The organism is Candidatus Schekmanbacteria bacterium RIFCSPLOWO2_02_FULL_38_14 (assembly GCA_001790855.1).
Taxonomy (GTDB): domain Bacteria; phylum Schekmanbacteria; class GWA2-38-11; order GWA2-38-11; family GWA2-38-11; genus 2-02-FULL-38-14-A.
In genome coordinates this window covers 87,782-110,551 of the sequence record MGDH01000022.1, presented here as the reverse complement: position 1 = coordinate 110,551, position 22,770 = coordinate 87,782, and the positions used below count along the sequence as shown (strand labels likewise).

The window sequence follows — 22,770 nt, the reverse complement described above, 5'->3', positions numbered from 1 at the left end:
TAAATCTAATCCTTCCTGTAATGGCATCCTCTGCTTTTGCGGTTGACCTTTGCAGCCTGAAGAATCACAAGCGATGCCTGGATGCCGTTTCTAAGCCCTATGAGGTCATCAGAGAGGACTGAATAGCGGTAGAATTCTTCAATTTCAGATTGCAGTTCTGTTAAAATCTTCTCAGCCCTTGCAAGCCTCTTTGTTGTGCGAACCAGCCCGACATAGTTCCACATTGTATGCCTTATTGTGAGCCAGTCCTGCAGGATAAGAGCAGGGTCAGCTTCTTCTTTTTCATATTTCCACGCAGATATTTTGGGAAAATCAATCTTCATTTCTTTTACTTCCCTTGCAATGCTTTCACCTGCAAGTGTCCCCCATACCAAGCCTTCAAGAAGTGAGCTTGATGCAAGCCTGTTTGCTCCGTGTATTCCGGAACAGGCAACCTCTCCGGCAGCACGCAGTCTTTTAATTGATGTCCTCCCTTCTGTGTCAACCACAATGCCACCGCAGGAATAATGGGCTGCAGGGACAACCGGAATCGGCTGCTTTGTTATATCAATCTTAAACTCCAGGCATTTTTTATAGATATTGGGGAATCTCTTTTTTATCCATTCCGCTTTCTTGTGAGATATGTCTAAAAACACGCATTCGCTTCCATCCTGAAGCATCTCCTCGTGTATTCCTCTTGCAACAATATCCCTTGGTGCAAGGGAGCCGAGCTTATGGTATTTATCCATAAAAGACTCACCTTTTTTATTTATAAGCCTTGCCCCTTCACCCCGCATTGACTCAGAAAGAAGGAACCTCTCGCCGTCAGGATGGTAGAGTGCAGTGGGATGGAACTGGATATACTCCATGTTCTGTATTCTTGCTCCAGCCCTGTACGCCATTGCAATTCCGTCACCCCTTGCGCCTTTTGGATTTGTTGTATGAAGGTAGAGCCTTCCTATCCCGCCTGTTGCAAGGAGTGTTTCCTTTGCCATTACAGGAAATACTTTATTAGCAGTCTGGTCAAAAACATAAGCCCCTGCACAGGTTGGCTCTTTATAGATATCAAGAGGATTTAAGGAATGATGTGAAAGAGTGAGAAGGTCAATTGCGCTAAGAGATGTTTTTACTGTTATGTTTTTATATTTTTTAATCCCTTTTATAAATGCAAGCTCAATTGCCTTTCCGGTTAAATCCTCTGCATGGATTATCCTTGGGATTGAATGCGCTCCCTCTTCAGTCAGATGCAGTTCGTCTCTTGAGGTCCTGTCAAAATTTACCTTTAATTCCTTCATCAGGATTTTTTCAACAAGCACAGGTCCCTTTCCTGACAGAACATCTATGGCATTATACTTGCAAAGCCCTGCCCCTGCTCTCATCAGGTCTTTCATCAGCAATTTTTCCGAGTCGTTCCTGCCTTTGTAAATAATTCCACCCTGAGCGTGGAATGTATTGCTTTCTTCAGGCTCTTTTGATTTTGTTATCATTAAGACCGAGAGCCCCTGCCTTGCAGCTTCCAGAGCAGCGCTGCACCCTGCAATCCCGCATCCTATTATCAGCAGATCAGTAGCCATTAGTTCTCCTATTTAAGTTCAAAGGTCAAAATTCAAATGACAAATCAATATGAAATAAGTAAATACCAAATAAATTAAATTTTGAACTTTGGATTTTATTTGAAATTTGAACTTTGTCATTTTCTGATATATCCAATCACCAATAAATCCTTCCCAATCCTTTTGACTTCTCTCACATCAACCCTCTCTGCATCCTGAATCCTGTCAACTCCTTCTCCTCCTATAAACCCTTTTGCATCTCTTCCTCCGACAAGGATTGGTGAATAAAAACAAAACACCTTATCAACAATTTTTTCTTTTATTGCAGAAGCATTAAGCTCGCTTCCGCCTTCAAGGAGTATGCTCCTTATCCCTCTTTTATAAAGTTCCTTCATCAATTTTTTCATGTCAACATTCCCTTTATCAGCTTCAGTCTGAATTACATCAACACCCTTTTTTCTCAGACTCTCCACTTTTTTCCTGCCTGCCAGATTTGTAGCAGCTATTATCACCCTTGCCTCAGGCTTTGAAGAAAATAATTTTGCTGTTATTGGAATCTTAATACTGCTGTCCACTACTATTTTTGCCGGAGAAGTTCTCTTTATCTTTTCAGTTCTTAAGGTCAGCCTCGGATTATCTTTTAACACTGTTCCGATTCCAACCATTATCCCGTCAACTTCTGCCCTTAGCTTCTGAACAAACCCTCTTGACTCCTCCCCTGTTATCCACTTTGAATTTCCGCTTCTTGTGGCAATCCTTCCGTCAAGACTCATTGCAGATTTCATTATTACAAATGGCATTTTAGTTTTTGTGAATTTCACAAATGCCTCATTCAGTTCCCTTGCCTCTTTCTCCAAAATACCAACTTCAACCTCAATCCCACTGCGTTTAAGCCTGTTAATGCCTTTGCCATTAACCAGGGGGTTTGGATCTTTCATGCCGATTACAACTTTTTTTATTCCTGATTTTATGACCTCATCACAGCAGGGAGGGGTTTTCCCGAAATGGACACAGGGCTCTAAGTTAATAAAAAGGGTTGAACCCTTTGCCTTTTCTTTTGCACTCTCTAAAGCAATGATTTCTGCATGAGGGGTTCCTGCTTTTGAATGGAAGCCTTTCCCGACAATTTTTCCATCTTTAACTATCACAGCCCCGACCATCGGATTTGGGCTTGTCAACCCTTTCCCCTTAGAAGCCAAGGCAAGGACAATCTTCATGAATTTAATATATTCATGTTTTTTAGACAAAGTTCACCTATTCATGATATAAAAAAAGCTGTTTCAAGCTATTAAAACTAACTTCTTGAATAACAGAACCAAGCCACTAAATCAAGTTATTACTCTTAATTTCTTGTTTGTTTTTTTTAAACAACAAAGATAGAATAATACTTCATAAAAAGGCTGGCAGAATTTTATAACCGCGAATCCTAATATGAAATTTAAAGATTGAATTTATATGGATAAAATCCGCTCCTTTATAGCCATTAATATCCCGCAGGAAATTAAAACTAAAATAGCTGAAATCCAGAGAAAATTAAAAGAAACCAGAGCTGATGTGAAATGGGTTAATCCTGAGGGGATACATCTCACATTGAAATTTCTCGCAGACATAGAAAAATCTCAGGTAAAGGAAATCCTATCAGCCATAAAAACCGCCTCAGAAGGAGTAAAATCATTTTCACTGGAAATCGCATCAGTCGGGGCATTTCCAAAAGTTGAATACCCAAGGGTTCTCTGGATAGGAATCAATGATGAAACCAATACCTTAAAACCCCTCTGGCAGAGAACAGAAGAAAACCTTTCAAAGCTTGGATTTGATAAAGAGGAAAGGGATTTCAACCCCCATCTCACACTCGGCAGGGTAAAATCCCTTAAAGGGAAAGAAAAACTCATACCGCTTATGCTCCAGTCAAAGGATTTATCAATTGGAAGATTCGATGTGAAAAGAATTTCTCTTATGCAGAGCGTTCTGAAACCTGACGGAGCAGAATATTCAGAAATTGGAAAAGTAGAACTGCTCTTTTAATGACAAATGACAAAGTTCAAAACCCAAAATCCCAAAAATCTTAAAATATAAATATCAAATTAAATAAAATTAGTCCTAATTTTTTGAAATTTGACATTTTTTTGAACTTTGGATTTTGACATTTAAACTTATAACTATCGATAATTTGTAAACTCCAAATGGATTGGCAAATCAGCTTCTCTGATAAGCTTCATTGCCTGCTGAAGGTCATCCTTGTTCTTGCCTGAAACCCTGATTATATCTGCCTGAATCATAGCCTGAACCTTAATCTTTGAATCCCTTATCAGCTTGGTAATCTTTTTTGCCTCTTCCTGATCAATCCCCTGCTTAATCTTTATAACCTGTCTGACATTTCCTGAAAAAGCGCTTTCAATATTTCCGTATTCAAGAGCCTTAAGAGATACACCTCTTTTTGCAATCTTTGTACGAAAAATTTCTACAACACTTTTAAGCTTGAATTCATCAGCAGAAACCAAAGTCACCTCTTCTTCTTTTCTTTCTATTGTCGTGTTGGTGTTTTTAAAATCAAATCTCTGCCCTATTTCTTTCTGCGACTGATGAATGGCATTATCGATTTCCTGCAGGTTTACCCTTGATACAATATCAAAAGAATTGGTTGTTGTCATATAACTATTCCTTTCTTCAAATTTTTAGAATTATTAATAACCGAAACATTTATTCATTAATAATTCCAAATGACAAAGCTCAAATGAAATTCAATGTTCAAATAACAAATTAAAAACTTTAAACATTTAATCATTTGACATTCATTTGGCATTTGCATTTTGACATTTGAAATTTTACTTTTCATTCTCCCATCTGAAAAAACTTACTGTTGTCCAGCACATCCTTGCTGCCTCCCTCTCCCGGCTGAGTTCCTTCAATAAAATATCCGGTTACAGGATTTTCAGTTTCCGCAGTTGCAATTTTCCCTGTTTTCGGGTCTATGGCAGTCTCTACGATTCCCTCAGGTTTTGGGAAATCAACAACATCATAACCCTTGAGAGCCTCGCTCATAAACCTTACCCATATTGGCAAAGCTGCCCTTGCGCCTGTTTCCCCTCTTCCAAGAGATTTTTTGTCATCATAGCCAACCCATACCCCAACAACAAGGTTCTGAGTAAATCCCACAAACCACGCATCCATGTAGTTATTGGTTGTGCCTGTCTTGCCTGCTACAGGAATGCCAAGCACTTTTGCTCCTGTTCCTGTGCCTTCCTCCACTACTCCTTCAAGGATTTTCACAAGGATAAAAGTGGTCTTCTCATCAAAAATTCTTTTTGACCCGCCTGTCTCTTCCTGTATCTTTTCCCCTGAACTTTTTCTGACAAATCTTATAGCTGTCGGCTCTGCCTTCTCTCCCAAATTTGCAAAAACCGAATAGGCATCGGTAAGCTCAAAAAGCGACACAGATGAGGTTCCAAGCGCGAGAGACAGATTTCTCTCAAGCGGGCTTTTTATTCCAAAAGCCCTTGCATTCTCGATAACTTTTGGAATTCCAATCTCTTTTAGAAGTTTTACAGTGCATACATTCCTTGAATATACAAGCGCATCTCTCAGAAGAGTAGGACCATAAAATTTGTTCCCAAAATTTTCAGGTTTCCAAAGAGAATCATCATTTTCATTCCCGAAAACTATTGGTGAATCAATTATGATGCTTGCTGGCGTGTAACCATTTTGAAGGGCTGTAAAATAAATAATAGGTTTAAAAGCTGAACCGGGCTCTCTCCTTGCAGAAATTGCCCTGTTGTACTGGCTCCTGTCAAAATCGAACCCTCCTACAAGGGCTTTTATCTCCCCTGTTTTTGGGTCAATTGCAACAATGGCACCCTGAACCAAAGGGTCCTGCTCCAGAGCAAGTTCAAGGGTGTTGTTTTTTCTCTCCTTAACTACCCTTCCCTTTACAACACCCCCTATGGCAAGGAGGTCAGCAGGTTTCTGCGGGCCACCCTCTCCAAAAGCCCATTTTAGTCCGCTTTTTTTTATTATCCCCTTAAATCTCTGGATTTTCAAAGATGCCTGCTCATCGTCAATTCCGTCAACCACTCCTGTAACAATTGTCCCTGCCTTTGGAGTTTCTTCAATATTAAAACCCCAGTCAAAATCCTCAAGATTATTCATCTCTTCAAGGCTTAAATGCTTTAAAGGTCCCCTGTATGCCGTCTTTTTATTCTGGTCAATCTGTCTTTTATCAAGCTCTCTTAAACCTTCTTTCAGAGATTGAATTGCAATCCTCTGAAGCCTCCGGTTCAGAGTAGTATAGACTTTTAATTCATAGCTATGCTGTTTCTCTTTTGAATATTCTTCCCGGAGTTTTTTCTCAACAAGGCTAAGAAAATACGGAGATGCCTCCATATCTTTAAGATATGGGTTTAAGTTTATTTCCTCTTTCGCTGCGTTCTCTTTCTGGGATTTTGATATCTTTCCATCCTCATACATTCTCTCAAGAACATAATCCCTCCTCTTTTTTGCGAGGACAGGATTTCGCAAGGGGGAATATGTATTTGGAGCCTTTGGAAGCCCTGCAAGAAGCGATGCTTCTCCAAGGGTCAGTTTATCAACCCCTTTGTTGAAATAATCCCTTGAGGCTATTTCAACACCATAAGCCCCGTGACCAAAATAAATCTGATTCAGATAAAGCTCCAGAATCTGCTTTTTTGTCAGTTTGTTTTCAATACGCAGCGCAAGCAATGCTTCCTTTAATTTCCTTGTCATAGTTCTTTCTTTTGAAAGGAACATCCAGCGCGCCACCTGCTGTGTAATAGTGCTTCCTCCCTGAACAATTCTTCCTGCAAAGAGATTCTTGAATCCAGCCCTCATTATTCCTCCAAGGTCTATCCCGCTGTGATTGTAAAAATTCCTGTCCTCAGCAGAAATAAAAGCCTCCTGAAGAATTTTTGGCACTTTATTTATTGGAACAAACACCCGCTTTTCAAGGCAGATATGGCCTATAAGTGCGTTGTCGTCAGAATAAACATAGGTTATGGCATTGGGTTTATAAGCCTTTGCAACTTCTATTTTTGGCAGGACAAACCCTCCAACAAGAATAATTGACAGGGAAAATAAAAAGAATCCAAGAAAAACAATAAAAAGAATCCTTTTCAAGGAAAGGAATCTTTTCTTGAACCCTTCTTTTTCTCTTTCATTTCTAAATCTGTAAAAACGTTTTTTTCTCTTTGTTCCCATTTCAGTTATTCCGTTTAATAGGCAGGACATTCCTGTCCTGCCGGGACGGGGTTAGAAAACCCCGTCTATCGAGACTTGTTCCATCATGAACAATTATTGCATTAAATCCCCCCCCTAGAGAAGGGGTGGGTAATGGGGATTTAATTTCAAGTATACTTTTTCTTAAAAATAATAACACTTAATACTAAAGTCAACAATCCCAAAAATGTCATTGCTCCTATTTGCGGAAGCAATTCAGCAACTCCTATCCCTTTTAAAAAAATTCCTCTTACAATTTCAAGAAAATAACGCGGAGGAATAAGATAAGTAATATACTGGATTGAAAGTGGCATATTCGCTACCGGAAACATCAGTCCTGAAAGTATTACTGAAGGAAGCATTACTATAAAAGAGGTCATCATCGCCTGCTGTTGGGTATTTGAAACTATGGATATAAGTATTCCCATTCCAAGGGTATTGAGGAGAAAAACCAGGGAAAGGAAAAGCAGTAAAACCACACTTCCTCTCATTGGCAAATCAAACCAGCTAACAGCAAGGGAGATTATAAAAACAATCTCAAGAAATCCAATGACCACAAAAGGGACTAGTTTTCCTATTATCAGCTCATAGGCTTTCACAGGAGAGACTGTTAATTGTTCTATTGTTCCGAGCTCCTTCTCTTTTACTATGCTTACTGAAGTAAGAACCGTGGTTATAATCAGAAGAATCATTACCAATATTCCCGGAATCATAAAGTTTTTACTTTTAAGCTCAGGGTTATACAACAGCCTTGTTCTCAATTCAACAATCTGTCCCTGGTTTTTTGAAAGCGTATGGAATAATCTGTTATTCTGGTTATAAAAGGGGTCGCGCAGATTCCTGAAAAAACTGCTGAATGCAAAATTCCTTGCGACCACTGAAGCATAATTAATCCCGATTCTTGCAAAGTTTGCATCTGTCCCGTCAGCAAGAAGCTGGACTTTCACGTCCTCATTATTCTTCAGCCTGTCAGAGAAATCAGGTGGTATTACTATCCCTATCTTGCATTCTCCTCTATCAATGCTTCTCCCAATTTCATCCAAACTTCTGCAATAAAGAGAGAGGTCAAAGTATCCTGATCTGAAAAAACCATCAAGCAATTCCCTTGAAAGATTGCTTCTATCCATATCATAAACTGCTGTGCTGATATGCTCTATATCAAGGGTTGCAGCATACCCAAAAAACAAGAGCTGCGTAAACGGCGCCATCAATACCAGTCTTAAAAGTTTTTTATCCCTTTTAAGCTGCAGAAGTTCTTTTCTCGCTAAATTCAGGATTTGGTTCAGCATCGTTTTCTATCCAATGTTTTTCTTGAATCTTAAAAGAGTAACGGAAAGGATTGCTGTTCCCATCAACGCAAGTATCAACCCCTCTCTGTAGAGTTCAGCAAATCCTATTCCCTTTAAAAATATGCCCCTGATAATAACCAGAAAATATCTGACAGGGACAAGATATGTTACAAACTGCAAAGCCCTTGGCATGCTCTCAATTGGAAAAATAAACCCGGATAACAGAAAAGAGGGAAGCATCGTGCCAAGAAGACTTACCAGCCATGCAGCCTGCTGAGACTTTACAACAGTCGATATTAAAAGTCCGAGGCTTAAAGCAAGAAACATAAACACCATAGAGAAAAAGAAAAACTCAAAAAAATTCCCCCTGAATGGAATCCGGAAATAGAAAATCCCGACTATTAATATCAGAATCCAGTTTGCAAGGGAGATTAAAATATAAGGAATCATTTTTCCCATCAGTATCTGATATGGCTTTAAAGGAGAAACAAGAAGGCTTTCAATTGTACCTATTTCAAATTCCCTTGCAACTGTCAGAGAGGTCAGAATTGTAGTAATCATCAGCATTATCACTGCAATAATACTGGGAACAAAGAAATTAGTGCTGTTAAGTTCCGGATTATACCAGATTCTTGGCTCTATCTCCATTGAAAGACTCTTTCTTTTGGTAACCATTCCGCTCAAATTCAAAAAATTAATCAGTTCATCTCTTGAATACTGCTGGATAATTGTCTGGGAAAACCCAATTATCTGGTTTGCCGTATTATTATCAGAAGCATCAATAATAAAATCTACATTAGCAGCTTCGTTTTTTAAAATTTTTCTGGAAAAGTCTGCGGGTATAATCAATCCTGCCCAGATTTTACCCCTCCTTATCAGAAAATCAATCTGGTCTATATCAGAAACATTGTAAGTTCTTACAAAATACCCTGAGTTTATGAACCGTGAAACAAGTTCTCTTGACCTTAAAGAATTATCAAAATCACCTATTGCAAGCGGAATTGAATTAATATCTAATTTCAGCGCATAGCTGAAAAGAACCAATACCAGTACAGGATATATGAAAGCTATGTATAGGATCCTTATATCTCTTTTTATATGGATTACTTCCTTATTAAAGATGGCTAAAATATTTTTCATGTTCTCTTTCCGCTCTTTGTAAGATAAACAAATACGTCTTCTATTGAAGGGTATATTTTTTCAATCTTTTCCAATTGAATATGGTTTTCATTTAATATCCCCTTAATTACAGGAATATATCTTTCGCTATTTTCTGTTGTAATGTGTATCTCGTCACCATAAATATTGATATCTTTTAAGAATTCCCTGCCATTAAGTAAATCAAATGCTTTTTTAAGTTCCAAAGTTTTCAGGGATAATATCTCAAGGGGCATGAACTGTGACTTTATCCCTTTTGGCGTATCACACGCAACAAGCCTGCCATTGTTTATAAATCCGATTCTGGTGCAACGCTCTGCCTCTTCCATATAATGAGTTGTAACAAAAAGGGTCATCCCGCGGTTTGCCAAATCATAGAGAAGGTCCCATATAATCCTCCGCGAAACAGGGTCAATCCCTGCAGTCGGTTCATCAAGAAACAGTATTTTAGGCTCATGGACAACAGAACATGCAAGGGCAAGCCTCTGTTTCCAGCCGCCTGATAGGTTTGATGCGAGGTATTTTCTGTAAGGAGAAAGCCCCGATGCCTCAATTATTTCAAGAGATTTTTTTACAGCAAGCTTTTTATCCCTGAGATAAATTCTTGAATAAAAGCTTATGTTCTCTTCAACAGTCAGGTCATTGTAGAGACCGAAATGCTGGGACATATAGCCTATGTTTTTTTTAATCTCTTCAGCCTGAGTATATATATCAAGACCAAGGATATCTCCTTTGCCTGAGGTAGGTTTTAATATTCCGCACAACATCCTTATAGTTGTGCTTTTCCCGGCGCCATTGGGTCCTAAAAAACCAAAAATTTCTCCTCTTTTTATCTCAAGAGAAATTTCATCTACTGCTTTTTTACCGCTGAATTCCTTTGTCAGATTTGAAATAGAGATAACTGTATTGTTATTCAAATGAGGGCTCCGAGGGTTGTGTTTCGGGTTTTAAACTGCAAGTTTCAAGTCATTGCGAGCCAAGCGAAGCAATCTCAACTTCGATAAACGCATCTGCAGGCATTCCGGGCTTAAATATCCCCTCGCTGTTATTAATTCCAACTTTCAATGCATAAACCAATTTAACTCTGTCTTCCTGTGTCTGAATGTTTTTTGGGGTGAATTCAGCCTCTGAAGAAATATAAATTATCTTTCCATCAAAATATTTTTTTGGAAATGAATCAATTTTAATCTTGACCTTCTGTCCAATCATCACCTTCCCGTACTCATTCTCCGGCAGATAAATCTTTAACCAGACATAACTCAAATCAGTTATAGTAGCTATTAAACCTCCGCTTGGAACATACTCACCTTCTTCAGCGACTTTTTTTGTAATGATACCAGTCGCAGGAGACAGGATTTCTGAATCCATGATATTCCTTTTTATTGCTTCAACCCTGAGCTCTGCCCCTTTTAAGGCAAACTGCGACTCATCTATTTCTTCTTTTCTGTAACCATTCTTTGCAATCTCATACTGCCGCTGTGTGCCAAGCCTCTCCTCTTCAGCCATTTTCAATGCTGTCTTTGCTGTGTCAAAAGCTGATTTTGAAAGCACACCTTTTTCAAAAAGCTCTTTTGTCCGCTCATATTCTGTTCTTGCAAGGTCTCTTTTTTCAGTAAGCTCCTGAACAAGATTTTTCGCCTTATCAATTTCTTCTTTTCTCAATCCCCTTTTTAGCAGGCTCAACCTCGCCCTTATTTCTCCAACCTTTGCTTCAGCCTGTTTTAACTGAAATTCCAGCTTTTCCCTGTCAATCATACAAAGCATTTCATCCTTTTTAAACTTATCACCTTCCTCAAAACCAAGGCTTACTATTTTCCCGCTTATTTCACTCCTTATATCTACTTCTCTTGCCTCAATAAACCCTGAAGCCTTTATTGGATTGTAGCTGTTTTCTGTTTTGCTGCATCCGGAAATATATAGAAATAGATTTACTGAAACGAAAAGGAAAAGGATTTTAATAAAAAATCTTATCATTACCAGGCCTCAATAATAATGTTTTAATTTTAACACACTATTTTATCATCTTTACAAGAAAAATATTTAAGTTTTGACTAATTTCCTTGACAATAGTCATAATTATAAGATAAATTTCACACCTAACGTATAAAAACCGGATATAAAAATTTTAGAAACCGCTTCCGGGCAAGAAATCTATGGGATTTAAAAAGTCTCTATCAATTTTCCTCACAGTTTTTTTCTTAACAGGGTGCTCTCATCAGCTCTTTAATTCTGAGATTGCTCAACCGCAGCTTTCACAGAATGATAAATTCTATCAGCCCAAGACAGAATATTCTACTAAAGAATCATCCCTTCAGGTTATGGAAAAAACTCAACAGCAGGATGTAACAACCTCTCAGATATCAACAAAAGAACTTGATGAACTCTTTGCTCAGGCAAAAAAGTTCTATAGCAGCGGTGTTGATTTTTCCAATAAAGGAGACTTGGATCAGGCAAAAGATGAGTTTGAAAATTCCCTTGAATGCCTCCAGAATTCGCAACTTGCAGATAAATATCCTAATGAAATAAACAAATTCTATAACAGCTTGGTTGAAGACATCCTTACCATGCTGGCAAAAAAAGAAGAGCCTTCTGAAAAGCTCAAAGAATCGATTCTTTCTGCAAAAATTGCCCACAAGCCTGAAGAAGAAATGACTATAAAAGAAAAGATAGAGCTTGACCTGAAGGAAAACTTATTTAATGTGCCGGTTGAAGTAAACCAGAAGGTAATAGATTATGTTGAATATTTCTCCATAGAAAAAAAGGAATCAATGGAAAAATGGCTGAGTCGTGCAGGACTTTATCTTCCAACTCTTCAGAAAATTTTTATAAAAAAAGGTTTGCCTTCTGATTTAACATACCTTCCTATTATTGAAAGCACATTTAACCCTGATGCATACTCCTATGCTAAAGCATGCGGTCTTTGGCAGTTTATTCCCGGAACAGCAAAAAACTACGGATTGAGGATTGATTGGTGGGTTGATGAAAGAAGAGATTTTGAAAAAGCTACGCATTCAGCTGCCAGATATCTCCAAGCCCTATATGCGCAGTTTAATGACTGGCGTCTTGCGCTTGCCGCATACAATGCAGGAGAAGGAAGGATTGCCAGAGCCATACAGACTCAGAAGACCTCAGACTTCTGGGAACTGAATCTCCATTCCCAGACAATGAACTATGTTCCTGCATATATGGCATCAGTGATAATTGCAAAAAACCCAAAAAGGTATGGACTTGACATAACCTATGAACCTTCTCTGGATTTTGATACTGTAACACTTGATAAATCAATAGATCTCAAAACAGTATCAGAATGTGCTGGAACTACGAGGGGAATTATAAGAAAGTTAAACCCTGAGCTTAGAAGCTGGGCAACACCTCCAAAGACTAAAAACTATACACTCAGAATTCCTGCAGGCGCTAAGGATAAGTTTGAAATAGAAATTGCTAAAGCCAAAGTGGCAGAGAAAAGCAGGGTTGCATGGGGAAGTTATCGTATAAGGAAGAACGAAACCCTTTCAACGGTTTCACGCAAGTTTAATATTCCAGTAAAAACACTGATGGAAGCCAACTCAATATACAATCCCAACAAAATTGTTGAGGGACAGAAAATAACTGTTCCAAACCGCTACGAGAAATTTGCAGACTCTTCTTCTGATTCAGATTCAGGCAGGAAAAGTAAAAGCACAAAACTCTCAGTCTATACTGTAAAAAAGGGAGATACCCTTGGTGAAATTGCCAAATCCTACAGGGTTTCAGTAAACAGCATAAAAAAATGGAACAGGCTGAAAAACATCTCTTCACTTCAGGCAAATCAGAAGCTGAAAATCTACTCTTCAAAGACACCAGATGAAAAAGTTGCAATGAGCAAAACCGGAAAATCAGAAAGAAGCAGTGATAACTTTAAGGAAATTGTCTACATAGTAAAGAAGGGAGATACCCTCTGGGAAATTGCCAGGTCATACAGAATTTCAGCTGAAGATATCATAGCAATAAATAGAATATCAGCAAAAAACGCAATTGCTCCGGGTGACAGGCTTAAACTAAAAGTCCCGTATGAACTGTAACATCCTACCCTCTGAATTCTTGTCACTTCTTGTCCTGACGTTTGCGAACCTCCTCTCGCATCTTCTTTCTCTTTCTAAGCTGATTTAAGATCTATTTTATCCTGATTTGATCATCAAAAGGTTGGTTCAAACAACAAACTAACGGTTTGAGTGCTTGAGAAGGGCGAAGCCTTTGTGGGTAGTAATAATCTCAAGCATTCTGTTAAATAAAATCTCTTCTTTTACACGGCGTCCACTGGCTCACGAATTGGCTTCTTGTTTAAATCAATACCTCCAATTACTGGCAAGGGATGCCCAAATTTTAATCCTACAAAGATCCAATCCTCCAGAGTTGAACGTAGCTCCTCTTCGCATTCACGCAAAGTAACCCCAAAAGTTATAACCCCTTTGCAGGAAGGAATCTTACCAGTAAATGTTCCATCTTCAAGTTTGTCGTAAAGAGCCTCTGACATGGCTTGTTCTACATATTCACTTAAAATATATCGTGTAGCCATTGAAACCTTTTTTTTACTTACCTTATATAAATTATAAGAAATTGAAAGGCAATACAAGAAAATTTTTCGTTAACTGCTTAAAATCCGTCGGTGTGAAAACTCTTTTAATATGTAAGTTTCAGATAAGATTATTTTAAAAATTTTTGCTTCTTTTGAAATGGCCGCTTTTCCCACCGCTTTTTTCCAACAGGCATATCTCCCTAATCTCCATCTCCCTGTCAACGCTTTTGCACATATCATAGATTGTCAGGGCTGCAATGGAGACTGCTGTTAAGGCTTCCATCTCAACGCCTGTCTTATCACATGCTTTAACTGTTGCCTGAATTTCAATAATATTTTTCTTATTATTTTTAAAATCTATATTGATTGATGTGATTTTCAGAGGATGGCACAAAGGTATTAATTCTCCTGTGCGCTTTGCTGCCATTACACCTGCAAGCCTTGCAACCTCAAAAACATCCCCCTTTGCTATTTTCCTGTTATTTATCATTTTAAATGTCTCAGGCTTCATCAAAACCATGCCTCTTGCAATGGCAACCCTTATTGTCTCATTTTTATCGCTCACATCAACCATCTGTGACTTTCCCTTCCTGTCAAAATGGGTAAGTTTCATTGTCATACCTCCTCTCTGGTTTAAAACGCTAAAAATTCTAAATTAGTAATTCTTTTTTAAAATCCAAAAATTTATTTATCATTCCTTCGTTTTTTGACCATCTTTTAAGCTCATTTAAATTAACGTCTTGTTCTTTGCATACCATCAAAGCCTGATAAAGAGACTGCCGGTCATTCCAGTGATAAAAAGCTGCAAGGCGGTCTTTTACACAATCAGTAGGAGAAAGAATCTTGAGTAAATATTTCTTAACTTTTATTTCAGATATTTCTTTCACAGACTCCTCGCCGACAGAAAGTGGTGGCGGAATAAATTCAATAAAATATTCTATATTCTTATGTTTAAAATGTCTTCCCTTCTCTTTAAAAGCGATTTTCCCCAATAACTTCTTTATCTTCTTCATATCAATGTATCTTGTCACAACAAAATCCAAATCTAATGATACGTATTTATTTTTTGTATAAATGGATACACATGTCCCACCAGTTAAAACCACTTCAATATCATTCTTCCTTAAGTATTCAGAAATATAAGCTGCCAGTTCTTTGACTGATAAATTTTTTAATCCTTTGATTTTCATTTATATTGGTTTTCCGGTTCTACGAGGACGTAAACGGCGGGTATAATATTTTTCTTTCTCATCAGCAGGTATAAATTTCAGTGCTTTCTCAAGAAGCGCTTCTAATTCTTTCTTGAAAGGATATCTTGGATTAATCCCAAACAACCTAACATTACCTTTTAGTTTACTGTACAGAACACCGCTTTTTTCAAGGTTCAGCAACTGGTTTCTGACGGCATTTATATTGAATTTAAATACTCTTGCAATCTCTCTTGAATAGGACTCATTGTTTGTATAAATAAATAAGAGGATTTTTTCTTTTTTTTCTGACTGTAAAAGCGGTTCAAGCATATTCTGTTTTAGAACTGTTCAATAATATTGCTCATACGAGCAATATTATTGTTCATATATTAACTGGATTTATTAGATTCTGTCAAGGGGAAATATGAAGCAATTCATAAACCAGTTGGTCAATCTGCTTGTCTGTTGCATCAATCTGCCGCTAAGAGTGTGTTTTGAGACATGGAGTTTTTTCTCTGATAAAAAAAATTATATGTAGAAACAGACCTTCAGGTCTGTTGGTCTTTTAATAGACTAACAGGTTTAAAAACCTGTTTCTACAGAGAAATGTAGAAACACACATTTATGTGTGTTGATTTTTAATTGAGTTAACAGGTTTAAACCTGCCTGCCGCAGGCAGGGACCTGTTTCTACATTTTCACAACAACCTGATAAACAAAATCATATTTATGAAAATTTAAAATTGCAAGAAAATCATTCCATGTCTTGACAAAGACTGTAAGCTTATATATCTAAGCATAGATATTTTGTAGGTGACTCGCCCAAAAGGGTCAAGTCTGTTTCTGCAAATACAGGAGGATTAAACAGAATGTTTAAAAAAAAGTTGACTTTTAATATTTCTGCAATATTGTCTCTGCTTCTCTTTATCTCATATTTTTCTCATGCACAGCAGGAGCAGCAAATTCAGAAAACAACACTCGATAATGGTTTGACTGTAATACTCAGGGAGAGCCATTCTTTCCCTGTAGTTGCCTTCAATATGTGGGTAAGGGCTGGAAGCGCTTATGAAAACGATAATGAAGCCGGAATTGCCCATGTCTTTGAACATATGCTTTTTAAAGGAACAAAAAAGAGGGGAGTTGGAGGGATTGCAAAGGAGGTAGACGAGGCAGGAGGATATATCAATGCATATACCTCTATTGATATGACAGTCTATCATCTTGCAATTGCAAGCCGCTATTTTGATACAGGGCTTGATATTATCTCAGATGCTATCCAGAATTCATCGTTCGACCCTGAGGAGCTTAAAAAAGAGGAATCAGTCATCCTTGAAGAGCTGAAAATGGGAAAGGACGAACCTTCATCCAGAGCTTATGAAGAACTATTTGCAACAGCCTATGAAAAGCATTCCTACAGGCGCCCAATCATTGGATATGAAGAAACTGTTAAAAGCCTCACAAGAGAGCACATATTGAATTTTTACAAGCAGTGGTATGTGCCAAACAATATGGTTTTTGTGGTTGTCGGAGATTTTAAAGCAGAAGAGGCTCTTAAGAAAATCAAGAACTCCTTTGCTGACTTCAAATCATCACCCCTGCCTGAAATAAATATCCCTGTTGAACCTGTTCAGATGCATATCAGGAGTAAAATATCATATGACGAAATAAAAGAGGCAAATCTTAATTTTGCATTCCACATCCCGGCATTAAACCACGAAGATATCCCTGTCCTTGATATCATCTCAGTAATCCTTGGTCAGGGAGAAAGCTCAAGGCTGTATAAAAAAATAAAGTCTGATTTGAATCTCGTTAATTCTATTTCATCCTATTCAATGACCCCGAAATATCCGGGATTGTTTCTGGCAGGAGCAGCTCTTGAAAAAGAGAAGATAAAAGAGGCAATACTGCCAATTCTGGAGGAAGTCTATCTTCTGAAAACAAAAGAAGTAACTTCAGAAGAGCTTGAGAAAGCAAAACTTATTCTTGAAAGCGATTTTGTATACGACAGGGAAACCGTTCAGGGTGAAGCAAAAAAGCTTGGTTATTTTGAAACAATTGCAGGAGGGCTTGATTTTGAAGAGAAATACATTGCTGCAATAAAAAATGTAACAACTGCTGACATAAAAAAGGTTGCTGAAAAATATTTCAACAACTCTAACCTGACCGCAACAGTCCTTGCTCCGCAAGCAGGAGGGAAAGATATCTTCCCGCAGGAAATAATTGCCCTTGCCCTGAATGCAGAAAAAAAAGTTCAGGAAATCCCTCTTGAACAAACAGCAAGCACCAAGCCTGATGATATAACAAAGAGGATCTTGCCCAATGGCATAACGCTTCTGATTAAAGAAGACCACGAAATGCCAATAGTTGCAATCAATGCGGTTTTTCTCGCAGGCACACGGTTTGAACCTGAAAACAAAGACGGAATTTCAAGCTTTACATCTGAAATGCTGACAAAAGGAACTGTTATCAGAAATGCTGATGACATAGCAAAAGAAGTTGAATCAATTGCCGGAAGCCTTCAAAGTTTTTCCGGAAAAGACAGTTTTGGCATAAAGGCAAAACTGCTCAGCAGATTCCTTGATAATGGGTTTAATTTAATATCTGATATTATCCTAAACCCGTCATTTGATGAATCAGAGTTTGAGAAAAAAAAGAAGGAAATACTCTTAGCCATAAAAAACCAGGACGATGACTTGACTCACCTTGTATCAAACCTGTTTAACCAGCTTCTTTACCAGAAACATCCGTATAGCAGAGATGTCCTTGGAACAAAGGAGAGTATTAGCAGCATTAAAAAAGAGGACCTCTTGGAATTTTACAAAAAATTTGCTGTGCCTGAGAATCTGGTCTTTACAGTTGTTGGAGACGTAAAAACTGAGAATGTTTCAGGAAAGATAGAGAATGCTTTTAGAAACTTAAAAAAGGAAACCTTTTCTATGCCTGAGATTTCAGACCCTTCGCCGCTTGAAACAAATAAAAGCTCAATAATCTACAGAGACAAAAAGCAGGCACATATACTGCTTGGCTTTCTTGGCGTTGATAACCACGACCCTGACAGGTATGCACTGGAGGTCTTAAGCAATATTTTATCAGGACAGGGCGGAAGGCTTTTTATAGAACTGCGCGACAAGCAGAGTCTTGCCTATTCAGTTACATCAATAAATCAAATCCGTATGGATAAAGGGGTTTTTGCTGCATACATTGGAACAAGCCCTGAAAAAATTGATAAAGCTATTGAAGGGATCAAAAATGAACTTATCAAACTCACGCAGGAAAAAGTAGGTGATGAAGAGCTTGAAAGAACAAAAAAATCAATGATTGGTAATTTTGAAATCGGATTGCAGAAAAGAGCAGCCCTTGCTTCTGAAATTGCCTTTAGTGAGAGATACGGACTTGGATTTGACTCATACAAAAAATATGCAGAAAGAATCTCTGCAGTAACTTCTGAAGATATCCTGAATGTAGCAAAAAAATATATAGATTTTAATCACTATGCTCTGGCAATTATCAGACCAGAAAAGGGAAGTTCAAATGACTAAAATTTTAATATTTGGATTTTAATACTCATTTGTCATTTGGATTTTGACATTTGAATTTATACTTTTTAATTTTTCACAACAGACCTTTTATGTCCTCTTCAAAAACCTCTTTTTCCCTGTATCCAACATATTTTCTTACTATGTTGCCTTTACGGTCAATCACAAAGGTTGTTGGAATTCCTATGATTCCGCCATAAGAATTCGTAACTTCTTCGCTTCCTATCAGTATTGTGTAACTGATTCTATTTATCTCAACAAATGGCTTTACTGCCTTGGTTCCGCCCTGATCAACAGCAATTCCTACTATCTCAAGTCCCTTTCTTTTATACTGGGCATAAAGGTCCTTAAAATGGGGTATTTCCTCTCTGCAAGGAGGGCACCATGTAGCCCAGAAATCAAGAATCAAAACCTTTCCCTTGAAATCCCTGAGGCTAACCATTTTTCCGTTAATATCAGGAAGCGTAAAATAAGGGGCAAGTTTTGCACTTGCATCAGTTGAGGATTCTGCCTCTTTTTTCTTTGAGCAGAAAAGTATTGGAAGAATTAAAAACAAAGCAAAAACTCCTGAAAAAATCTTTTTCAAATCAGAATTCATATCCAAGTCCCCTCCTTAATTTGATAAAAGTTATAATTGATAAGCGTCTAAATGTCAAATTATTCAAATTTGTCATTTATTTGTTTGAGCTTGATTTGACATTTGAGCTTTGATATTTAAACTTTTGTCAGCTACATTCACAAAAATAAATATTATGGCAGAAATTTTAGAAAATGAAACACTTGATATCCTGTCTGGTTCAAACTTGAAAATTATCCAGAAAAAAGATGGTTACCGTTTCTCTCTTGATGCTGTTCTTCTGGCAGATTTTACATCAAAATTCATTCTTCCAAAAACATCTGTTCTTGATATGGGAACAGGAAGCGGTATTATTCCGATAATTCTTGCCACAAAGTTTAAAGATATTGAAATAACCGCTCTTGAAATACAGGAAGAATTATGCGAGATGGCAGAGAGAAGCGTAAAAATTAACAAACTTGAAGATAGAATAAAAATAATAAAAGGAGATATTAAAGAAACCCAGAAAATTTTCAGAAAAAATCAGTTTGACATAGTCGTAGCAAACCCGCCATACAGGACAGAAAAAAGCGGAAGGATAAATCTTGCTTTGCAAAAGGCAGTTGCGCGCCACGAACTTAAATGCAAACTCACTGACTTGGTAAAAGCAGGAACTTTTTTGGTAAAAAATAAGGGAAGGTTAATCCTGATATATTCTCCCGAACGCCTCTCCACTCTTCTGTTTGAGCTAAAAACTCACAACTTTGAGCCAAAAACTATTCGTTTTATCCACTCCACACAGAATGGCGAATCAAAAATGGTTCTTATAGAATCAGCAAAAGACGGAAAGCCGGGAACAAAGGTATTACCGCCACTAATGGTTTACAAGAGAAAAGGTGACTATTCTGAGGAGATAAAAAGGATTTATAAGATCTGAGTCAAATCCCCCCAACCCCCCTTTATTAAAGGGGGGCAAGAGGGAGATTTATTACTTCTTCTTCATTTCTCTTCTTTTCTTAGTCCTGTTTATCATGTCATGGGCAACACCTGTAAAAAGCCCGGTTGCATCTGCATTTGGTATTCCCTTTTCCATGACAAAGGTTTCTGTCAGAATTATCCTTGATATCTTTCCAAAGGAATAGACCCTGGTCTCGACATTGATTGCATACCATTGTCTTTTTGGCCCTTTGTAATCATACATCCAGAAAAACATCTGTGTATTTTTTCTGTCAAAGGCATAGCGGTAATAAAATGTTCCTGAATCAATTTCAGGGTGCAGTCTCATCTCTATTGTAGCGCCCTCCTCGTCTCTCTTATGGACAATAATTTCTTTGATTACGCTTGAGGTAGTCTGCATGAGTTCAAAATCGGTTATAGCATCAAAACATTCCTCCGGAGTTGCTTCCAGATCAGCAATAACCTGATAAGTATCTCCTCCCTTTGCGCATGGCGGCATTCTGTGAACTTGAACGCCTTCAGTTGTCGGTATTACATAGTTGCATTTATTATTAAACACTCCAATGTAATTACATTCTATGTTCGGTACTGTTCTTGACATAAACTTCCTCCTTAAATTTTATTTAATCTTTTATGAAAGCAGGCATATTACTAAAATAAAAGATTTGGTCAATAGAAAAGTTTAGATTTTATTTTTGAGCTTTAATTTTTTAACTTTTTTATTACGTCCCCAGGGGGAGTCGAACCCCCGTTGCCGACGTGAAAGGCCGGTGTCCTAGGCCACTAGACGATGGGGACATGAAAACAGAGTTTAGAGCTAAGGGTTGAGAGTATAGGTTTTAGTGAAAACAATTAAACACTTCGTTTTTCCTCTATACGCTTGATCATGGTAATTAGCATTTTTATAACCTCTATGTTTAAACTCTCAATTTCTGATACATAATTTATACTTTTCTTAGAAGAAGGCAATGACTTCAAAATTTGTAGCCAGTGATCTGAACTCTTAACCCTCTACTCTGTTCCCTGCTTCATTGAGCCGTGCTGGACTCGAACCAGCGACCATCTGCTTAAAAGGCAGATGCTCTACCACCTGAGCTAACGGCCCAAAGTTACACTGGTTACGCTGATTAAAAATTTTGATTGCTCAGATTAAATTTATAGCTAAAACCTGTGTAATTTTTCATAAATCCGTGCAATAATATACTTAACAAAAAGGCTGTGTTAAATAGCAAAGCAAAGATATATTGTCAACCCCAAAAATGCAATCAGTTTCTCTTCAATATATTCTTCTCATCTTAGCCGCAAAGAATATATTCATGGAAGAATTGTCTTCAATGACCGGAATGCTGTAGAAATATCCTTCCCCGGTTATAAACTTTTTGGCTTCCTGCGGCACTTCATTTTTTACTTTTTCTAAAACAAAGTTTTTGTGACCTGCTAAAAAAGCCTCCACTACTTCCTGATTCTCCTCTGCTTCAGCAGAACAGGTGCTGTAAACAAGGATTCCATTAGTATTTACACATTCTGAAGCTTTTGCAAGCAGTTCTGTCTGTAATTTTTTAAGGCTAATTATATCCTCATAACTTCTAACCCATTTTATTTCAGGATTCCTTCTCAAAATCCCTGTCCCTGAACATGGAGCATCAACAAGGACTCTGTCAAATTTTTTCTTAAACAGAGCAGAGCTATATTTCCCGTCTCCGCATACAATTTTTATCATAGTAATTCCCATTCTCCTGCAGTTTTCTTTAATCATTTGAAGCCTTCTCAGGTCATTATCCACTGCCAGAATCGATCCAATCTTTCCCATTATTTGTGCGATATGTGTTGCTTTGCCACCAGGGGCTGCGCACATATCTAAAATCTTTTCTCCTTCCTGGGGTTTAAGGATTTTTGAAACAAGCATTGAAGCCTCATCCTGAATATAAAAATAACCTTTTTCAAACAATAAATTTTTTGAAATCTCCTGCAGGCTTGAAACTATAAGACCATCCTCACAATATTTTGAAGGCTTACAATCAATTCCATCTTCTCTGAATAATTTCAAGAGCTGGTCAGTTGAAATTTTAGTTGTGTTAACTCTTATAACTTTTGGAGGGATTGTGTTATTAAACTGGCATAGTCTTTGGGCCCCATCAACCCCAAACCTTTTAATCCATCTCTCAACCATCCATTCGGGATGGGAATAAGTTGAGATGTCACTTGTCGCTTGTTTTGAGTTGGAAACAGAGCTTTGCTCTGCAGCTACTTCTGGCTTCTGGTTTCTGACTTCTGATTTCTGACTCCTCAAATACTTCCGCAAAAGACCATTTATAAAAGCCATTGCGCTTCTTTTTCTGCAAAAATACGCAAGCCTTGCCGCTTCATCAACAATTGCCCTGTTTGGAATTCTGCCCAAGAACAGAATCTGGTAAATTGCCATTCTCAGAATTACAAGCACTTCAACATCAATGGAAACAATCTTCTTTTTGGAAAACCTTGTTATCTCTGAGTCAAGGAACCCCCTCCATCTCATCACACCATAGGAAATCTCAGTTACAAGCCCAACATCTTCTTTTTTTAACCTCGCATCCTCTATGTATCTGTTAAGAGATTCCTTTAAAAACTTAAACTCTCCCTTTTCAAACCTCAACAGAACCTTAAAAGCTATCTTTCTTGCCTCAGAAACCTTCATTCCTTTTCCTTTTTTATCTTAATAAATGCTAATTTAATATTGCCTTTAGTTCAATAATAAGAATTTTCATATAAATATTTAATAATTATTTGACA

19 protein-coding genes and 2 tRNA genes are annotated in these 22,770 nt (G+C 37.7%); 4 read left to right on the top strand and 17 right to left on the bottom strand.

Going from position 1 to position 22,770, the window contains the following annotated elements:
• Positions 1-5 precede the first annotated feature (5 nt).
• Both A3H37_01445 and A3H37_01440 read right to left on the bottom strand, forming a co-directional pair.
• Positions 6-1,553 (bottom strand): L-aspartate oxidase, encoded by a 1,548-nt coding sequence (locus A3H37_01445; GenBank protein OGL49680.1) that lies wholly within the window; start codon positions 1,551-1,553, stop codon positions 6-8.
• A gap of 116 nt (positions 1,554-1,669) precedes the next feature.
• Positions 1,670-2,749, bottom strand: a complete 1,080-nt coding sequence (locus A3H37_01440) for a hypothetical protein (GenBank protein OGL49679.1) — start codon at positions 2,747-2,749, stop codon at positions 1,670-1,672.
• Between the two features lie 247 nt (positions 2,750-2,996).
• Here A3H37_01440 and A3H37_01435 point away from each other — a divergent pair, with 247 nt between their 5' ends.
• On the top strand, positions 2,997-3,557 hold the full coding sequence (locus A3H37_01435) for a 2'-5' RNA ligase (GenBank protein ID OGL49754.1): 561 nt from the start codon (positions 2,997-2,999) through the stop codon (positions 3,555-3,557).
• A gap of 134 nt (positions 3,558-3,691) precedes the next feature.
• On the opposite strand, the gene A3H37_01430 is transcribed toward A3H37_01435, so the two are convergent.
• From A3H37_01430 to A3H37_01405, 6 genes are all read right to left on the bottom strand, one after another.
• Positions 3,692-4,183, bottom strand: a complete 492-nt coding sequence (locus A3H37_01430; GenBank protein ID OGL49678.1) for a YajQ family cyclic di-GMP-binding protein — start codon at positions 4,181-4,183, stop codon at positions 3,692-3,694.
• 181 nt (positions 4,184-4,364) lie between these two features.
• Positions 4,365-6,743 carry a hypothetical protein gene (locus A3H37_01425; GenBank protein OGL49753.1) on the bottom strand — a complete coding sequence of 793 codons (2,379 nt, stop codon included), beginning with the start codon at positions 6,741-6,743 and terminating at the stop codon, positions 4,365-4,367.
• Positions 6,744-6,889: 146 nt separating this feature from the next.
• Positions 6,890-8,050: a hypothetical protein gene (locus A3H37_01420; protein OGL49677.1), complete on the bottom strand. Its 1,161-nt coding sequence runs from the start codon at positions 8,048-8,050 to the stop codon at positions 6,890-6,892.
• A gap of 6 nt (positions 8,051-8,056) precedes the next feature.
• Positions 8,057-9,190, bottom strand: coding sequence for a hypothetical protein (locus A3H37_01415; protein OGL49676.1), 1,134 nt, complete (start codon positions 9,188-9,190; stop codon positions 8,057-8,059).
• The gene (locus A3H37_01410) at positions 9,187-10,125 is read right to left on the bottom strand and encodes a hypothetical protein (protein ID OGL49675.1); all 939 of its coding nucleotides are present in this window, start codon (positions 10,123-10,125) and stop codon (positions 9,187-9,189) included. The genes A3H37_01415 and A3H37_01410 overlap by 4 nt, the downstream gene beginning before the upstream one ends.
• A gap of 49 nt (positions 10,126-10,174) precedes the next feature.
• Positions 10,175-11,182 (bottom strand): hypothetical protein, encoded by a 1,008-nt coding sequence (locus tag A3H37_01405; protein OGL49674.1) that lies wholly within the window; start codon positions 11,180-11,182, stop codon positions 10,175-10,177.
• A gap of 179 nt (positions 11,183-11,361) precedes the next feature.
• On the opposite strand from A3H37_01405, the gene A3H37_01400 reads away from it, so the two are divergent.
• A complete protein-coding gene (locus tag A3H37_01400; protein ID OGL49673.1) occupies positions 11,362-13,269 on the top strand; it encodes a hypothetical protein in 1,908 nt (635 codons plus the stop codon).
• 221 nt (positions 13,270-13,490) lie between these two features.
• On the opposite strand, the gene A3H37_01395 is transcribed toward A3H37_01400, so the two are convergent.
• The 4 genes from A3H37_01395 to A3H37_01380 form a co-directional block, all read right to left on the bottom strand.
• Positions 13,491-13,748: a hypothetical protein gene (locus A3H37_01395; GenBank protein OGL49752.1), complete on the bottom strand. Its 258-nt coding sequence runs from the start codon at positions 13,746-13,748 to the stop codon at positions 13,491-13,493.
• Positions 13,749-13,896: 148 nt separating this feature from the next.
• Entirely contained in the window at positions 13,897-14,376 is a 480-nt protein-coding gene (locus A3H37_01390) for a molybdenum cofactor biosynthesis protein C (GenBank protein ID OGL49672.1), read from the bottom strand.
• Positions 14,377-14,413: 37 nt separating this feature from the next.
• Positions 14,414-14,947 carry a hypothetical protein gene (locus A3H37_01385; GenBank protein ID OGL49751.1) on the bottom strand — a complete coding sequence of 178 codons (534 nt, stop codon included), beginning with the start codon at positions 14,945-14,947 and terminating at the stop codon, positions 14,414-14,416.
• Between the two features lie 6 nt (positions 14,948-14,953).
• On the bottom strand, positions 14,954-15,283 hold the full coding sequence (locus A3H37_01380; protein OGL49671.1) for a hypothetical protein: 330 nt from the start codon (positions 15,281-15,283) through the stop codon (positions 14,954-14,956).
• A gap of 709 nt (positions 15,284-15,992) precedes the next feature.
• Here A3H37_01380 and A3H37_01375 point away from each other — a divergent pair.
• Positions 15,993-18,491, top strand: coding sequence for a hypothetical protein (locus A3H37_01375; protein ID OGL49750.1), 2,499 nt, complete (start codon positions 15,993-15,995; stop codon positions 18,489-18,491).
• A 73-nt stretch (positions 18,492-18,564) separates the two neighbouring features.
• Here A3H37_01375 and A3H37_01370 read toward each other — a convergent pair whose 3' ends face one another.
• A complete protein-coding gene (locus A3H37_01370) occupies positions 18,565-19,086 on the bottom strand; it encodes a hypothetical protein (GenBank protein OGL49670.1) in 522 nt (173 codons plus the stop codon).
• A 154-nt stretch (positions 19,087-19,240) separates the two neighbouring features.
• On the opposite strand from A3H37_01370, the gene A3H37_01365 reads away from it, so the two are divergent.
• Entirely contained in the window at positions 19,241-19,981 is a 741-nt protein-coding gene (locus A3H37_01365) for a hypothetical protein (GenBank protein OGL49749.1), read from the top strand.
• A 51-nt stretch (positions 19,982-20,032) separates the two neighbouring features.
• Here the strand turns inward: A3H37_01365 and A3H37_01360 are convergent, their stop codons facing one another.
• The 4 genes from A3H37_01360 to A3H37_01345 form a co-directional block, all read right to left on the bottom strand.
• A complete protein-coding gene (locus A3H37_01360) occupies positions 20,033-20,602 on the bottom strand; it encodes a hypothetical protein (protein ID OGL49669.1) in 570 nt (189 codons plus the stop codon).
• A 124-nt stretch (positions 20,603-20,726) separates the two neighbouring features.
• Positions 20,727-20,799, bottom strand: a tRNA-Glu gene (locus A3H37_01355).
• 234 nt (positions 20,800-21,033) lie between these two features.
• Positions 21,034-21,106, bottom strand: a tRNA-Lys gene (locus tag A3H37_01350).
• 171 nt (positions 21,107-21,277) lie between these two features.
• Positions 21,278-22,675, bottom strand: coding sequence for a 16S rRNA (cytosine(967)-C(5))-methyltransferase (locus A3H37_01345; GenBank protein ID OGL49668.1), 1,398 nt, complete (start codon positions 22,673-22,675; stop codon positions 21,278-21,280).
• Positions 22,676-22,770 lie beyond the last annotated feature (95 nt).

Bases quoted from the DNA above. Each gene is read 5' to 3' on its own strand.
- A3H37_01445 (OGL49680.1), bottom strand. From the start codon at position 1,553: ATGGCTACTGATCTGCTGATAATAGGATGCGGGATTGCAGGGTGCAGC.
- A3H37_01345 (OGL49668.1), bottom strand. From the start codon at position 22,675: ATGAAGGTTTCTGAGGCAAGAAAGATAGCTTTTAAGGTTCTGTTGAGG.
- A3H37_01360 (OGL49669.1), bottom strand. From the start codon at position 20,602: ATGTCAAGAACAGTACCGAACATAGAATGTAATTACATTGGAGTGTTT.
- A3H37_01365 (OGL49749.1), top strand. From the start codon at position 19,241: ATGGCAGAAATTTTAGAAAATGAAACACTTGATATCCTGTCTGGTTCA.
- A3H37_01390 (OGL49672.1), bottom strand. From the start codon at position 14,376: ATGAAACTTACCCATTTTGACAGGAAGGGAAAGTCACAGATGGTTGAT.
- A3H37_01415 (OGL49676.1), bottom strand. From the start codon at position 9,190: ATGAAAAATATTTTAGCCATCTTTAATAAGGAAGTAATCCATATAAAA.
- A3H37_01405 (OGL49674.1), bottom strand. From the start codon at position 11,182: ATGATAAGATTTTTTATTAAAATCCTTTTCCTTTTCGTTTCAGTAAAT.
- A3H37_01370 (OGL49670.1), bottom strand. From the start codon at position 19,086: ATGAATTCTGATTTGAAAAAGATTTTTTCAGGAGTTTTTGCTTTGTTT.
- A3H37_01400 (OGL49673.1), top strand. From the start codon at position 11,362: ATGGGATTTAAAAAGTCTCTATCAATTTTCCTCACAGTTTTTTTCTTA.
- A3H37_01440 (OGL49679.1), bottom strand. From the start codon at position 2,749: ATGAAGATTGTCCTTGCCTTGGCTTCTAAGGGGAAAGGGTTGACAAGC.
- A3H37_01375 (OGL49750.1), top strand. From the start codon at position 15,993: ATGTGGGTAAGGGCTGGAAGCGCTTATGAAAACGATAATGAAGCCGGA.
- A3H37_01420 (OGL49677.1), bottom strand. From the start codon at position 8,050: ATGCTGAACCAAATCCTGAATTTAGCGAGAAAAGAACTTCTGCAGCTT.
- A3H37_01425 (OGL49753.1), bottom strand. From the start codon at position 6,743: ATGGGAACAAAGAGAAAAAAACGTTTTTACAGATTTAGAAATGAAAGA.
- A3H37_01430 (OGL49678.1), bottom strand. From the start codon at position 4,183: ATGACAACAACCAATTCTTTTGATATTGTATCAAGGGTAAACCTGCAG.
- A3H37_01380 (OGL49671.1), bottom strand. From the start codon at position 15,283: ATGCTTGAACCGCTTTTACAGTCAGAAAAAAAAGAAAAAATCCTCTTA.